This is a genomic window from Promicromonospora sp. NPDC050880 (genome assembly GCF_044456525.1).
In the GTDB taxonomy this organism is placed as follows: domain Bacteria; phylum Actinomycetota; class Actinomycetes; order Actinomycetales; family Cellulomonadaceae; genus Promicromonospora.
Window position 1 is genome coordinate 15355 of sequence record NZ_JBITFV010000026.1, and the last position, 14480, is coordinate 29834.

Sequence of the window (14480 nt, forward strand, 5' to 3'; positions counted from 1 at the left end):
GGGGCCCGGGGGGGGGGGGGCGGGGGCCCCCGCGGGGGGGGGGGGGGGGGGGGGGGGGGGGGGGGGGCCGGGGGGGGGGGGGCCCCGGGCCCCCGCCTCGTGCTTTGGTGCTGCTGGCTGCTGGCTGCTGGCTGCTGGCTGCTGGCTGCTGGCTGCTGGCTGCTGGTTGTTGTTTGGTGGCTGGTGGCTGGTGGCTGGTGGCGTGGCGGTCGCGCGGGGTACGGGCGGCGTGCCACGGTAGGAGCGTGCCCGCGCAGGACCCGACGGACCTCGACGCCGCCGTCGAGCGGCTCTACACGAGCCCGCTCGACGACTTCGTCGCGGGGCGTGCCGCGGCCGTCCGTCTGGCGGCTGACGGCGGCGACCGCCTGGGCGCCGAGCGGATCAAGCGCCTGCCCAAGCCGTCGGTGGCCGCGTGGGTGGTCAACCAGGTCGTCCGGGACAGGCCGGAGGAGGTCGCGGCGCTCACGACTCTCGGCGACGAGCTGCGGGCGGCGACGGCGGACCGGGACCGCGGACGGATCCGGGCACTGGACCATCTGCGGCGCGAGCGGACCGAGGCGCTGGTCCGCGCGGTGCGCGAGGCGGGCGAGGTCCGGGGGCGGGCGGTCTCGGCGGCCGTGCTCGACCGGCTCACCGAGACCCTGACGGCGGCCGTGATGGATCCTGACGCCGCTGCGGCGGTCCGGGCCGGCCGCCTCTCGCGGGCGCTGCAGCACGTCGGGTTCGGGATCGTGGACGAGCAGGGCGAGGACGCCGACCTGGTCGCGCTGCGGCCGGGTGGCGGGGGGTCTGCTGACGGCGGGTCGGGTGGTGTTGGGTCAGGTGATGGCGGTGCGGTTCATGCTGGGCCGGGTGATGGCGGGCCGGGTGATGGCGGACCGGGCGGCGGCGGGACGGGCGGCGGCGAGACGGGCGCGGACGAGACAGGCACAGGCGAGACAGGCACAGGCGAGACGGACGCGGACGGCGCCGCGGATCTCGCCGAGGCCGAACGAGCCGTGGCGGAGAGTGCCGCCCGGGTGGACCGGCTGGAGGACCGCCGCGACGGCGTGCGGGACCGGCTGCACGCCGCGGACACGGCGGTCGAGCGCGAGCAGGAGGAGGTGCGGCGGCTCGACCTGGAGCTCGAACGGCTCGGCGCTGAGCGCGACGCGGCACGGCGGTCGCTCGACGAGGCACGGGCCGCCGCCGACGAGGCTCGCGCGGAGCTGGCCGTCGTCGACGACGAGCTCGATGCGGCCGAGGACCAGGCCGCCGAGGCCCGGCGTCGTCGGCGGCGGGCGCGCGAGCGCTGACGCCCGCGGGCCTGGCGCAATCAGGCTTCTCGAGGCCCGCTGTCAGTGGGCTCGGTTATGGTCGAGGCATGGCGCGACACCGGATCTTCAGCATGAGCTTCGCCAGCATCTACCCGCTCTACGTGGAGAAGGTGGAGCGGAAGGGCCGTGGCCGGGAGGAGCTGGACCAGGTCATCACCTGGCTCACGGGGTACGACGACGCCGGGCTGCGCACCGCGATCGACACCGGGGTCGACCTGGAGACGTTCTTCGCCGAGGCGCCCGCGATGAACCCGAACGCGGCCCTGATCAAGGGTGTGATCTGCGGGTACCGGGTCGAGGAGATCGAGGACCCGTTGATGCAGCAGATCCGGTACATGGACAAGCTGGTCGACGAGGTCGCGCGCGGCAAGAAGATGACGTCGATCTTGCGGGGGAGCGACCGGGTGGCGGGCTGACCGGCCCCGACCGGTCGCACGGAGCCTACGAGTCGGCGGAGTGCGACCACTCGACGACGTCGTCGAGGACCGGGGGCTCGTAACCCGGGCCCTTGAGCACCTTCCCGTCGGCCCGGCGCAGGACGCGGCCGTCGTCGCCGATCTTGCTCATGTTGGACCGGTGTACCTCGACGAAGACGGCCGGCAGATCGATGCCCAGGGTGTCCGCGGCACCGTAGGTGACGTAGAGGACGTCGGCGAGCTCCTTGGCGACCGCCCGGTAGGCGGCGGCCGGGTCCGCGCCGGAACGGAGGGCCTCCGCCAGGTCCGTGAGTGCTTCGGCCGCCTCGGCGGCTTCCTCGACCAGGAGGGTTCGCCGGTGCTCCGCCACGTCGGGGTGTCCGGTCCTGGCCTCGCCGTCGAACGTCGTGCGGAACTCGGCCACCCGGCGCATGGGTTCGTGGTCCATGGGGGATGAGCCTATGTCTGGCTCTCGGCGTGGGGCTGCCGGGTGTGATGCGTGGCGCTGGGAGGGGTTGTCCACAGATTCGCGATTCGCACTGCACTTCGGACGAATGTTCGAGATGATGGTTGCGGAAGAGAGTGATGGACGGGGCAAGGGGGGTGGTGCCAGGTGGAGTGGTCGGTGAGCGGGACGATCCCGGGCGGTGCTCCGGATGGTGCTGTGGGCAGTGGCCCTGGTGGCACGCCTGTGGCTGGGGAGTGCGGGGCTGCGGGTGGGATGTCGGGCGGTTCGGCCGGCGTCGACATGTCCGTGGAGGCGTGCCCGGCCGGCTCTCTGGAGGGGGTGCTGGACCGGATCGAGGCGGCGGTGGAGGATCTGGCCGGCCTGGTGGCGTCGGGGGTCCTTGACGGATGGGGCGCTCCCGCCGTGTCGCGGTTGGTGGAGATGCACGGCCGGGTGTGGCGGGCGGTGGGCCGGTTGGAGGGTGTCCGATGGGTGGTGCTGCCGCGGATCGAGGAGGAGGGGTCGTGGCGTACGGGTGGGATGTCGCGGACGTTCGCGTCGTGGCTACGCCTGCGGGAGGGTGTGTCGGCTTCGACGGCGCGTCAGGACGTGTCCGTTGCGCGGCGGTTGGAGCAGGCGCTGCCCGAGACCCGCGACCGGGTGCTGGCGGGGCGGCTGGGCGTGGATCATGCCCGGGTGATGGCGGAGACGGCACCCACGAGCGGGACGCGGCGGGATGCGCTGGCGTGGCTGATCGATACCCGCACGGGTGAGCCCACGACACCGGAGGTGTTCGTGCAGTCGGTGCCGGTGGACTTCCCCGACCCGGTCGACGACCCGGACGGCTCCAGGACGCGGGACCTGATCACGCGGGTGCTGGAGGGCGCAGTCTCTGAGGGAACCGTGGTCACGGGCGAGGCCGTGGTGCTGGGTGAGGCGGACGGGTTGAACGCGGACCAGTTCCGGGTGGTGGCACGCCGGTTCGCCACCGTGGTCGACCCGGACACGGACGACGTCCTGGATGACAAGGCAGCCCAGGGTGAGTTCCTGGACCTGTCCAGGACGCTGGGTGGTTTCCATGTGACGGGGTTCCTGACCGACGAGCACGGGGCCCTGGTGCAGGCAGCGCTGGGTGGGGTGATGGGCGTACCGGCCGTGGGAGACGACCGGTCCCCGGGGCAGCGGCGTGCGCACGGGTTGGCGGACCTGGCCCGGGTGGTGCTGGACACCGATCAGGCCTCGCCCGGGGCTGCGGTGCGCCCGCACCTGAACGTGACGGTGTCCTGGTCGGAGCTGGCCACCCAGGTCACCCGCACCCGTGAAGGACTGTGCGTCACCTGCGGGCAGGCCATGCCAGGCCGAGCGGCGACCGCCGGACGTGTGGGTCTTGCCGGAGGTGCGGTGTTCACGGAGTCCCGTGACCGGGTCCCGCGTGCCCTGCTGCGCCGCCTGGCCTGCGACAGTGCGATCACCCGGATCGTGTTCGGCTCCGACGGTGCGGCACTGGACGTGGGTCGTGCCCAGCGCACGGTCACCGGGCAGATGCGCCGTGCCGTGATCGCCCGTGACCGGCACTGTGTCTACCCCGGGTGCGATCAACCACCCTCCCGGTGCGAGGTCCACCACGCCATCACCCACTGGGCCCAGGGCGGATCCACCAGCGTGGCCAACAGCGCCCTGCTGTGCTGGTACCACCACCAGCTCGTCGATGCCCGAGGCATCGCCATGCACTGGACAGGCAAACCCACCACCGGGGCCACGGGGGCCACCCTGCTCGAGACCGGTTGGGCCTTCACCGACACCTACGGGCAGCCCATCGGGCTACCCGAACCCATCGACGGCCTGCCCGAGACACGAGCCGCATGACCCCGCACCGGCGAGGACGCACCGCAGACCACGGGGATGCACTGCGAGGCGAGTCAGGGTTCCTCCGGCGCGGCCCGGCGGCCAGGCTGGAACGCGCCTCTCCGAGGGGCCACGGTTCGTCCAGCACCGGCCACCCATCACTCACCCGGCTGGAACGCGCCCACCTCCAGCAGCTCCTGCTCCGCGCTCGCGCAGCCCACGAGCGTCAGCTCGTCGTCCTGCACGAACAGCGATCGGGTCTCCCCGGGCGGGTAGACGCGGAGTCCGTCCGCGGGCGTCTGCCGGCACTCGTCGCCGTAGTTCTCGGCGTTCGAGACGAGCACGACGGCGTGCGCGGCGTCCCCCGGGGCGAGCGTCACGGGCTCGTGCGGGCTCGACCGGTCGAGGGTCGCGGCTGCGCCGATCTGCGTGCCGTCGCCGTCCCCGACGAAGGACGCGCCCGGCCAGCCCTGCAGCACGCAGTCGGTGCCGGACGTGTTGGTCAGCACGATCGCGACCTCGTAGTGCCCGGCCGACCCGCCACCCTCGATCGGCGCGAGGCTCCCGGCGAGGTCCGGCGTCAGGCAGCGCGTCGACTCCGGGGCCGCGCCGTCACCCGCCCCGTCCGACGCTGTCGGGGTGCCGCCGGGTGCAGTGTCGGTGGCGGTCGGCTGCGAGCCGTCCGACGGGGACTCCGTGGTGCTCGGCGCCGACGTGGTGACCGACGGTTCCGCGGTGGGTGTCCCCGACGTGGTGCCGTCGTCGGCGGACGTGCCCGAGCAGCCCGTGGTCGCGAGCAGCAGGGCGGCGGCCGCGACTCCGTACGGCCAGGTCTTGCGCTGTCGAGTGATCACGTTTTCACCCTACGACGGGAGTTGACCGAAGCAACCGATGGAGTAGATGGGACGGTGGGCGCACCTGCCGCACAGGCATCCGTCCCGCTCCCCGGGAACCTTTCTGTCGTGTCTTGAGCGGCGAAATCTCACTGGTTAGCGTCCGATCCGACGCGCGGCGCCGGTGCCGTGCGCGGAAGGAGGACGGTGCAGATGACTGGCTTCGGGAACGAGCTCCCCGTCGACCGGCGGTCGGTCCTGGCGGGTGCCGCAGGAGTCGCCGGCTCACTCGTGGCGGGTCTCGCGCTCCCCGTCACGGCTGCGGCGGCGCCCGGGCGGAGCGAGGCGCGCGGGACGGCCGGGGGTGGGGCGCCCGCCGCGTCGCACGGAGGCCGCTACCCCCGCAACTGGCCCGATCCCGAGCCCTACGGCGTCGCGGACACCCGCACCGACCTGTGGCCGCGCGACGACAACTCCTTCGTCCTGCCGTTGGAGCTGCGCCCCCGGGACCAGGAGCTGGGGCGGGTCTGGATCCGGGACACCTACGTCAACTGCTTCGTCGTCGACGGCCGGCCGGTCTACGTCGCGACCGGCACCACGCGTTCACCCGGGCTCCCGGCCGCCGGCCCGTGGAACGACGGCATCTTCCTGTGGACGGCGCCGTCGCTGCGCGGTCCGTGGCGCCTCGCCGACACCACGGGCATCCGGCCGGACGCCGAGCGGGGCAAGGTCTGGTCCCCGGAGTTCGCCGGGGAGAACCGGCCGGGCCGTACCGTCGTCGCCCCGTGGCAGGAGTACTGGGACGACCACGGCCAGTTCGGCAAGCGCGGCAACGCCTGGGCCCCGGAGGTGCACTACTTCCGCGGCACCTGGTACATCGTGGCCTGCATGGGCGACCACTCCACCAAGGTGGGCTCGTTCCTGCTGGTCAGCGAGGGTGGTCCCGAGGGCCCGTACCGGCTCGCCGAGGGCAACGTGCACAAGCCCTTCGGTGACCCGTTCATCGGTGGCCCGTCGTTCATCGCGCCCGGCGCGTACCACCACATCGACGGCAGCATGTACACCGAGGGCGACGACGCCTGGCTGGTGCTGCACAACCACCTGTACGCGCCGTTCCGCGACGACATGGAGGACATCGTCCCCACCACGAACCTGCCGCTCTTCCAGCAGTCGCCCTACACGCCCGAGCCGTACCTGGAGGGCGCGTACGTGTTCCGGTACGGCGGCAGGTACTTCCTCGTGCACGCCGCGTGGGACCGCACCTCGACCAACGCCGACGGCAGCACGCGCAACGCGTACGACCCGCCCGGGACCGGTCGCGTCCAGTACCAGTACGACGCCGTCGTCGCCGTCGCCGACCGGTTCGAGGGGCCCTACTCGGAGCGCTGGACCGCCGGGGTCGGCGCGGGCCACAACAACTTCTTCCTCGATCACCACGGCCAGCCGTGGGCGACCTTCTTCCGCAACCCGGCCGCGGGCTCCTGGTCCGACCCGGCGCGGGTCGGCGACGCGGCGGCGGCCGGCGTCGTCCGCCTGGAGTGGACTGGCCCGGACAGCAACCGCCTCTACGTCGCCCGGCGGCCGGGCAGCTAGCACTCGCCGCGCCGGCCGCTGGCGCCCGGCACCCCGCGTCCGTCCCCGCCCGCACCCGAAAGTGCGCTTCTACCCAGCGATTACGCCCGGAAACCCGATGGTTCTTGGGCGCAATCGCTGGGTAGAAGCGCACTATCCGGCGTGTCAGCCGTTTCGTTCCGCCAGGGCCTGCTCGTACTCGTCGCGGATCTTGTCGCCGCCGCCCCTCACCCACGCGTCGGCGGCCGCCGACCAGTCGCTGACGGGCTTGCGCCCGGCCAGGATGTCGTTCTCCGCGGACACGAGCCGCTCGCCGAGCTGGCCGCCCTTGCGGCTGGCCGTGTCGCTGAAGAGGCCCTGCACCGGGTTGCGCACGGCCGTCGGCACGACGGCGGCCTGGGCGTCGTGCTCCGCCTGCGCGACGTCGGGGTCGCCCGCCTGGAAGTTCACCCACGGGCCCTCGACGACGTACTTGAGGCCGAGCTGGATCTCGGTGCGGCCCTTCTCCGTGAGGACCGGGTCGGTGCCGTCGAGCTCGTGGTGCACGCCCTCGACGCCGTAGGTCCGGAACAGGTGCTCCTCGGATCCGAACGGGGCGGCCAGGTAGTTCAGCACGTCGAGCAGGGCCTCGACGCGCGACTCGGACCTGGCGCTGATGGACGTGATGTTCTGGACCGGCGCGCCCAGGTGGATGCCCGCCGTCCCGCCGCCCTCGGCGAGCGGCGGGGGCGCGACCGAGAGCTGGAACTGGTCGTCGATCGGGTAGTTCGAGAAGTCCGGCCAGGCGCTGAACGTGTCGTCGAGCATCCGGATGGTGCCGTTGACGAGCCACGTCTTGCGCTGCGGCTGGGTGGCCGGGACGCCGTCCGGGTGCACGAAGCCGTCGGCCACCAGGCGCCGGCCGAGCTCCAGCGCCTCCTGCTGACGCTCGTGCAGGTTCGCGCTGGTCAGCTTGCCGCCGTCCTCGGACCAGCCGTTCGGGATCTCGTACATCTGGCGGAGGTGCCCCAGCGGCACGCGCCCGAGCGCCCAGGTGTTGCCGCCGGAGAGCTCCTTGCACAGGTCGTAGAACTCCTCGGCCGACTTCACGTTCGGGTCGATGCCCTCGGCGTCGAACCAGTCCTGGCGGGCGTAGAACACGCCGCTCTGGGCAGGCCCGCGGGGCACCGGCACGGCGAAGATCTTGCCGTTGTAGACGCAGGACTGCCAGCTCTCGGTGGGGATGTTCGCCAGGAACGGGTACTTCTTGACCGCGTCTCCTGACAACAGGTCGGTGAGGTCGGTCGCCCGCTCCTCCAGGAGGCTCGGCAGGCCGGGCACGTCGGCGGGGAACATCTCGAAGAGGTCCGGCAGCCGGTCGCCGGCCACCGTGGTCTGGAACCGGTCGGAGTAGTCACCGGCCGGGGTCAATGCGATCGTCAGGGCGAACCCGAGCCGCTCGTGCAGCGCCTGCCAGTACGCGTTCTCCTCGACCGACGGCGGGACGGGCGTGTTCGTCAGCCCGAAGATGCCGACGTCCTTGCCGTCCCCGGGCGGGCCGTCGGTCACGGCCTTCGGGGCTGCCGGGTACCTCAGCATCGTGTCGGGCACGCCGTCGGTGCCCTTGATGTCCATCGGCACCCCGGTGTACGGGACGTAGGTGGGCAGCACCACGGAGGCGTTGCCGGCCAGGGCGTCGCCGCCGCGGCCCTCGTTGCTGCAGCCCGCCAGGCCGAGCAGCGCGAAGGCGCCCAGCACGCTCCCTCCCTTGAGCAGGCTGCGGCGGCTGAGGCCGGGATCGGTCAGAAAGCTGTTCATGACTACTCCTCATCGAGTGATCGAGTGATCGAGTGATCGAGTGATCGAGTGATCGAGTGATCGAGTGATCGAGCGATCGAGTGATCGGGTGATCCGAGTGGTTCGAGTGATTCCCGCGACGGGATTCCAGCGACGCGATACCCGCGACACTGAGAAGACCTCAGCCCTTCACGGCGCCGGTGAGCATCCCCTTGGCGAAGTGCCGCTGCAGGAACGGGTAGACCAGCAGCACCGGCACGATGGAGACCACGAGGATCGCCATCTGCAACGACGTCTGCGGTGGCAGGGACGCAGCGTCGATGCCGAGGTCCTGCGAGCCGAGCTGGGCGCCGTCGACCACGTAGGTGCGCAGCACGAGCTGCAGGGGCCACTTGCTCGCGTCCGACAGGTAGAGCAGCGCGTTGAAGAACGCGTTCCAGTAGCCGACGCCGTAGAACAGGCCGACGACGGCGAGCACCGGCTTGGACAGCGGCAGGCCGATGCGCCAGAACAGCTGCCACTCGGTGGCGCCGTCGATCCGGGCGGCGTCGATCACCTCGTTCGGGAGCTGCACGAAGAACGCGCGCACGACCACCACGTTGAAGGCGGAGACCGACGTCGGGATGATCAGCGCCCACAGCGTGTCCAGGAGGCCGAGCCGCTGGACCACGAGGTAGCTCGGGATGATGCCGGGGTTGAAGAGCAGGCTGATCAGCACCACGAGCAGCATCGCCCGCACGCCGAACGCGCCCTTGCGGCTCAGTGCCCAGCCGAGCGTGGTGGTCAGGGCCAGGCTCAGCGTGGTGCCGATCGCGGTGACCAGGATGCTGATCCAGAGCGCCTGCGTGACCACGCCGCCGGCGAAGATCATCTGGTAGGCGCTCAGGTCGATCCCCGTGGGCAGCAGCACGAAGCCGCCGGCCTCGGTGACCTGCTCGGGCGTGGCCAGGCTGGTGGAGACGATGCCGACGAACGGCAGGATCACCAGCGCGCAGGCGATGGTCAGCACGATGCCCTTGACGGTCCGCTCGAACGGGCCGGGCATGGCCACGCCGTCGATCACGGCGCTCCGGGTGCCGCGGCCCGTGCTCTCGCCGGCCCCCGCTGTCATGGTCGTGCTCATGCTCGGTACACCCCTTCCTCGCCGAAGGCGTGGGCGGTCTTGTTGGCGACGAGGACCAGGGCCAGGCCGATCAGGCCCTTCACGAGTCCGACGGCGGCCGCGACACCCCAGAACCCACCCAGGACGCCCTGGTTGTAGACGTAGGTGTCGAGCACGTCGGACACCCCGAGGCCGACCGCCTGCTGCTGGAGGATGAGCTGCTCGAACCCGACGCTCAGGGAGTCGCCCAGCTTGAGGATGAGCAGCATGATGATGATCGGCCGCATGCCCGGCAGGGTGATGTGCCAGGTCTGACGCCAGCGGGAGGCGCCGTCGACGGCCGAGGCCTCGTACAGCGACTTGTCGATCCCGGCCAGCACCGCCAGGAACAGGATGGTCGCCCAGCCCGTGTCCTTCCAGATCACCTGCGACGTGATGAGGGCGTAGAAGGCGTCGGCGTTGCCGATGATGTCGATCGGCTCCCAGCCGTGCGACCGCAGGAAGTTGTTCAGCAGGCCGGCCCCGCCGAGCACCTGCTGGAACACGGCCACCACGATCACCCAGGACAGGAAGTGCGGCAGGTAGAGCACCGACTGCACGATCTGCCGCACGCGGTTGGACACCAGGCTGTGCAGCAGCAGCGCCAGGATGATCGGCGCCGGGAACACGAAGACGGTCTGCAGCAGCGTGATGATCAGGGTGTTGCGCAGCGCGGCGAGGAACTCCGGGTCGCCCGAGAACAGGATCTGGAAGTTCTCGAAGCCGACCCACAGGCTGCGTTCGATACCGAGGTAGGGCTGGTAGTCCTGGAACGCGATGACGTTGCCGCCGAGCGCCAGGTACTGGAAGACGATGATGACCGCCATCCCCGGCAGGGCCAGCAGCAGCACCGCACGGTCCCGCGCCAGCCGTTTCCACCAGGGCAGGTGACGCCGGGTCTGCGGCGAGGGCGGCGCCGGTGTCGTGCCCGCCCCGGCCGGCGGACGTTCGGGCGAGGTCGCCAGGCGCTCAGGCATGGGACGACTCCTCGACGTCGGGGCGGGCACCGGCGTGCAGCCGCCGCGTGGCCCCCTCCGGATCGCCGCCGTGCAGCGCGGCCACGAACGGGTCGTCCCCGGTGAGCTCCGAGCGCAGCACGGTCCGGCCGGTCAGGGCCGACCGGTACATGCCCGTGATCAGCTCGAGGGAGCGGCGCCCGTCGGCCCCGCTGGCACGGGGGCGCTCGCCGCGCTCGAACGAGCCGACCAGCGAGGCGAGCTGGGCGGCGTGCGAGCTGCGCACGTCGTCGGCAGGGGGCCAGCCGGCCACGCGGTCGGTGTCCGTGACGTGCGGTGCGGGGGTCCAGCGCCAGTCGTCGTTGCCGTACCCGTACAGGTGCTCCACCTCGACGGTCGCGTCGCTGAGGTCGAACCGCAGGTAGCTGGACTGCCGGGGGGAGAGCAGGCTGTTGACCACCGAGCACACCGCGCCGGAGGAGAACCGGACCATCGCGAGCGAGACGTCCTCGGTCCGCACGTCGCGGTCCAGCGTGGCCATCTCGGCGGTGACGCTGTGCCAGTCGCCCAGCAGGGACAGCAGCAGGTCCATCTGGTGGATCCCGTGGCCCATCGTGGGGCCGCCGCCCTCCGTCTCCCAGCGGCCGCGCCACGGCACGTCGAAGTAGGCAGGCGGGCGGTACCAGAGGGTGTGGCAGACGGCGACGAGCGGGCGGCCGAGCGAGCCGTCGGCGAGCTGGGCGCGCAGCCGCTCCGCGCCGCTGCCGAACCGGTGCTGGAACACGTAGGCGGCGTACGGCCCGCCCTCACGCTCGTGCGCGGCGATCTCGTCGTACTCGGCCAGGGACAGGGCGGGCGGCTTCTCGCACCACACCCAGGCGCCTGCGTCGAGCGCCGCGACGGCGGTCTCCCGGTGGTTGCCGGGCGGCGTCGCGACGACGACGAGGTCCGGGTGCTCGGTGCGCAGCATCGCGTCCAGGTCGGTGTACCGGCCGGGGACCGACCAGTCGTCCGCCGTCCGGTGCAGCGACTCGGTGTCGACGTCGACGAGGGCGACCACCGTGGCCCGGTCGCCGAGGGCGGCCAGGGCCGGCAGATGGCTGCCGCGCGCGATGCCACCGGCGCCGACGACGGCGGCACGCAGGGGTGCGGGGGATTTCTTCACGGGCTGCTCCATCGCAGGGTGATCGATCACTGTTTCCGGGATACCGTAGGAGGTGATCGATCACTTTGCAAGGGTCCCGGCTCGTGACCGCCCGGCTGGCGGGCGGGAGGCAGGCGGGAGATGGTGCCAGAATGTTCGTCCGGATGATCGTCCCGGGAGCCAGGCCGGGCACCGGCCCGCGGACAGGACCGACACAGGACCGACAGAGGGCCGGAGACAGGCGAGGACGGGGCATGACGAACCAGAGCTCGACACAGGACCAGGCGGCCCAGGACGCGCCGTCGTCCGGCCGTCCCGCCCGGCAGGCCGCCGGCCCGGGCCGGCGGGCGACGATCTGGGAGGTCGCCAAGGCGGCGGGCGTGTCGCACCAGACCGTCTCGCGCTACCTGCGCAACGACTCCAAGATGCGGCCCGAGACGGTCGCCCGGATCAGCAGCGCCGTCCGCGAGCTCGACTACCGGCCCAACCTGACCGCCCGGTCGATGCGCACCCGGCGCAGCGGTCGTGTCGCGGTGCTGCTGCCCGCCGTGGCCACGTACGGTCCGCCGCAGATCCTCAGCGGCGTCATGGAGGTGGCCCACGAGCACGGCTACACGATCGAGGCGCTCAGCGTCGAGGGCGGGCCCGCCCAGCGGTTCGAGCGGGTCCTGGAGCTCGCCGACTCGGGTCAGGTGGAGGGTGTGCTCGCGCTCGCGCCGCTCCCGCCCGAGTCCGAGCACCGCTTCCCGGACCGGGCGGCGATAGTGGTGTCCGCCGACTACGACGACGAGTTCCGCGGCGTCGGTGAGCTCGCCGACGGTTCCCCGGTCGCCGACCTGGTCGAGCGGCTCGCGGAGCTGGGCCACCGGCGGTTCCTCCACATCACCGGGGCCCTCGACTTCGCCTCCGCGCGCGGCCGCCGGGACGTGTTCGTCGAGACGATCGAGCGCCTGGGGCTCGGCCCCGCGCGCGTGATCGAGAGCGACTGGTCGGCGGAGGGCGCGCGCGCCGCCGTGCTCGCCCTGCCCGAGGAGGACCGCCCGACCGCCATCATCGCGGCGAGCGACGTCGGGGCCGCGGGGGTGATCCTCGGCGCGCGCGAGCGCGGCTGGTCGATCCCCGGCGACCTGAGCGTCACCGGCTGGGACAACAACCAGCTCGGCGCCTACCTCCAGCCCACGCTCACCACCGTGCACGTGGACCACCGCAAGCTCGGGCGGGCGGCGATGGCCCGGCTGGTCGCGACGCTCCGCCCGGATCCTGGGACGGGCTCTGGGACGAGCTCTGGGACGGGCCCTGCGTCGGGCTCTGGGGCGGGCACCGACCCGGGCACTGGCCAGGGCCCGGGTTCCGTCGCGCCGCCGGGACCGGGCACGACGACGGCGGACGCGCCGCTGAACACGATCATCTGGCGGGAGTCGACAGGGCCGGTCCCGGCCGCCTGAGCCCGCGCGCTCAGCCCGCCGCCCGCCCGTCCACGAGCTGCCCGTCGACCAGCCGCACCGGGTCCATGGCCAGGTGGAGGCGCTGCCGCACCCACCAGTCGCCGGTACGCCGGCGCTCGTCGGGTGTCGTGTACCGGTAGCGGTACAGGACCGCCCGGACGGCGACGGGGCGGCGTCCGGCGAACGGGTCGTGGCGCAGCAGGCGGAGGGTCGCGGGGTCGGCCTCCAGGAGCCGGCGCAGGAACACGGTGAACCAGCGGCTGGAATGACCCAGGGGCAGGAACCACATGAGCCAGTCCAGCCGCAGGTGGTACGGGGCCACCTGGGGCGGACGGCGGTCCGTGGGCCCGGGCTTGCCCCGGAACTCGTACTCGGTCCAGCTGCCCGGACCGGGGTCCTGGTCGAGCGTGCCCTCGACGGCGACCTCGTCGCGGTGCCGGGTGACCGAGCCGAACGCGCCGTAGGCGTTGACCAGCCGGAACGGCTCGAAGCTCGCGTTCATGCGCTGGTTGCGGGAGGCGAGGTTCAGCGCCGGCCGCACCGAGAGCACGAGCAGCAGCAGGGCCGCGGCGGAGACCGCGATCACGAAGGCGAGCGGCGCCGGCGGTGCGCCGGCCGCCCCGGCTCCGCCGTCGGCCGCCCCGGCTCCGCCGTCGGGCAGCCCGACCAGGCCGCCCAGCCACGCCCAGGTGCCGTCGTCGACCACTCCGAGCGCCAGGACGATGGTGGCCCAGTTGAGCCACGCGAAGTTTCCGGTCAGCACCAGCCAGCCCTGGGTCAGCACGAACACCGCGGCCGCGACCGAGGGGAAGGGCTGGGGCAGCAACAGGAGATACGGCACGAGGAGCTGGCTCACATGGGTGCCGACCACCTCGAACCGGTGCCACCGGCGCGGCAGGTGGTGGGCGTGCCACGAGAACGGGCCGGGCAGCGGCTGCGTCTCGTGGTGGTAGTACAGGGCCGTCAGGTCCCGCCACGCGCGGTCGCCGCGCCACTTGATCAGTCCGGCCCCGTGCTCCAGGCGGAACAGCAGCCAGCGCACCGCGAGGATCGTCACGAGCGGCACGCCCACGGCGTCGGACCCGAGGAAGGCGACGAGGAAGCCGGCCTCGCACAGCAGCGTCTCCCAGCCGAAGGCGTAGAACGTCTGCCCCACGTTGACCAGCGAGAGGTAGCACCACCACAGCACCAGGAACACGAGCGCCGGCACCCACCACGGTCCCGCCTGCGGCAGCCCGACGACGACGCTCACGCCGAGCAGCACGCCGCACCACGCCACCGTCACCAGCAGCCGGTCGGAGTAGCGCAGGCGGAACAGCGACGGCCCGTCCCGCCAGTGCGTGCGCTGGACGAACCGCGGGACCGGGGCGATGCCGTGCTCTCCGAGCAGGGGCCGGAACTGGCGCAGCGCACCCCAGAACGCGAGCGCGTACAGCGCGCCGAAGCCACGCTGGAGCAACGTGCGCGCGACGTCGTAGTCCGTGCTCGACCACCAGCCGAGCCAGTCGGGCAGCGCGGCGGGCAGGGTGTCTGCCATGTGGCCACCGTAGCCAGGGCGCGGGACACTCCCCAGTCGGCTCCTGCG

12 protein-coding genes are annotated in these 14480 nt (G+C 72.4%); 5 read left to right on the plus strand and 7 right to left on the minus strand.

Features of this window, described 5'->3' with window-relative positions; genetic code table 11:
• Nucleotides 1–245: 245 nt before the first annotated feature.
• Nucleotides 246–1298, plus strand: coding sequence for a hypothetical protein (locus tag ACIBBF_RS24485; RefSeq protein ID WP_397418675.1), 1053 nt, complete (start codon nt 246–248; stop codon nt 1296–1298).
• A gap of 68 nt (nt 1299–1366) precedes the next feature.
• Complete coding sequence (locus tag ACIBBF_RS24490; protein WP_397418677.1) at nt 1367–1735, plus strand: DUF2200 domain-containing protein; 369 nt, start codon at nt 1367–1369, stop codon at nt 1733–1735.
• A gap of 25 nt (nt 1736–1760) precedes the next feature.
• Here the strand turns inward: ACIBBF_RS24490 and ACIBBF_RS24495 are convergent, their stop codons facing one another.
• Nucleotides 1761–2183, minus strand: coding sequence for a hypothetical protein (locus tag ACIBBF_RS24495; RefSeq protein WP_397418679.1), 423 nt, complete (start codon nt 2181–2183; stop codon nt 1761–1763).
• A 273-nt stretch (nt 2184–2456) separates the two neighbouring features.
• On the opposite strand from ACIBBF_RS24495, the gene ACIBBF_RS24500 reads away from it, so the two are divergent.
• Nucleotides 2457–4049, plus strand: coding sequence for a DUF222 domain-containing protein (locus ACIBBF_RS24500; RefSeq protein WP_397418681.1), 1593 nt, complete (start codon nt 2457–2459; stop codon nt 4047–4049).
• Between the two features lie 137 nt (nt 4050–4186).
• On the opposite strand, the gene ACIBBF_RS24505 is transcribed toward ACIBBF_RS24500, so the two are convergent.
• The gene (locus ACIBBF_RS24505) at nt 4187–4882 is read right to left on the minus strand and encodes a DUF4232 domain-containing protein (RefSeq protein ID WP_397418683.1); all 696 of its coding nucleotides are present in this window, start codon (nt 4880–4882) and stop codon (nt 4187–4189) included.
• Between the two features lie 192 nt (nt 4883–5074).
• On the opposite strand from ACIBBF_RS24505, the gene ACIBBF_RS24510 reads away from it, so the two are divergent.
• The gene (locus ACIBBF_RS24510) at nt 5075–6454 is read left to right on the plus strand and encodes a family 43 glycosylhydrolase (RefSeq protein ID WP_397418685.1); all 1380 of its coding nucleotides are present in this window, start codon (nt 5075–5077) and stop codon (nt 6452–6454) included.
• Nucleotides 6455–6598: 144 nt separating this feature from the next.
• Here the strand turns inward: ACIBBF_RS24510 and ACIBBF_RS24515 are convergent, their stop codons facing one another.
• From ACIBBF_RS24515 to ACIBBF_RS24530, 4 genes are all read right to left on the minus strand, one after another.
• Nucleotides 6599–8230 (minus strand): hypothetical protein, encoded by a 1632-nt coding sequence (locus ACIBBF_RS24515; protein WP_397418687.1) that lies wholly within the window; start codon nt 8228–8230, stop codon nt 6599–6601.
• A gap of 160 nt (nt 8231–8390) precedes the next feature.
• Nucleotides 8391–9332: a carbohydrate ABC transporter permease gene (locus ACIBBF_RS24520; protein ID WP_397418689.1), complete on the minus strand. Its 942-nt coding sequence runs from the start codon at nt 9330–9332 to the stop codon at nt 8391–8393.
• Nucleotides 9329–10327 (minus strand): ABC transporter permease, encoded by a 999-nt coding sequence (locus tag ACIBBF_RS24525; protein ID WP_397418691.1) that lies wholly within the window; start codon nt 10325–10327, stop codon nt 9329–9331. Before ACIBBF_RS24525 ends, ACIBBF_RS24520 begins: the two co-directional genes overlap by 4 nt.
• Entirely contained in the window at nt 10320–11471 is a 1152-nt protein-coding gene (locus tag ACIBBF_RS24530; protein ID WP_397418693.1) for a Gfo/Idh/MocA family protein, read from the minus strand. The genes ACIBBF_RS24525 and ACIBBF_RS24530 overlap by 8 nt, the downstream gene beginning before the upstream one ends.
• A gap of 233 nt (nt 11472–11704) precedes the next feature.
• Between ACIBBF_RS24530 and ACIBBF_RS24535 the strand changes: the two genes are divergently transcribed.
• Nucleotides 11705–12895: a LacI family DNA-binding transcriptional regulator gene (locus tag ACIBBF_RS24535; RefSeq protein ID WP_397418695.1), complete on the plus strand. Its 1191-nt coding sequence runs from the start codon at nt 11705–11707 to the stop codon at nt 12893–12895.
• Nucleotides 12896–12905: 10 nt separating this feature from the next.
• Here ACIBBF_RS24535 and ACIBBF_RS24540 read toward each other — a convergent pair whose 3' ends face one another.
• Nucleotides 12906–14432 (minus strand): lipase maturation factor family protein, encoded by a 1527-nt coding sequence (locus ACIBBF_RS24540; RefSeq protein WP_397418696.1) that lies wholly within the window; start codon nt 14430–14432, stop codon nt 12906–12908.
• Between the last annotated feature and the right edge of the window lie 48 nt (nt 14433–14480).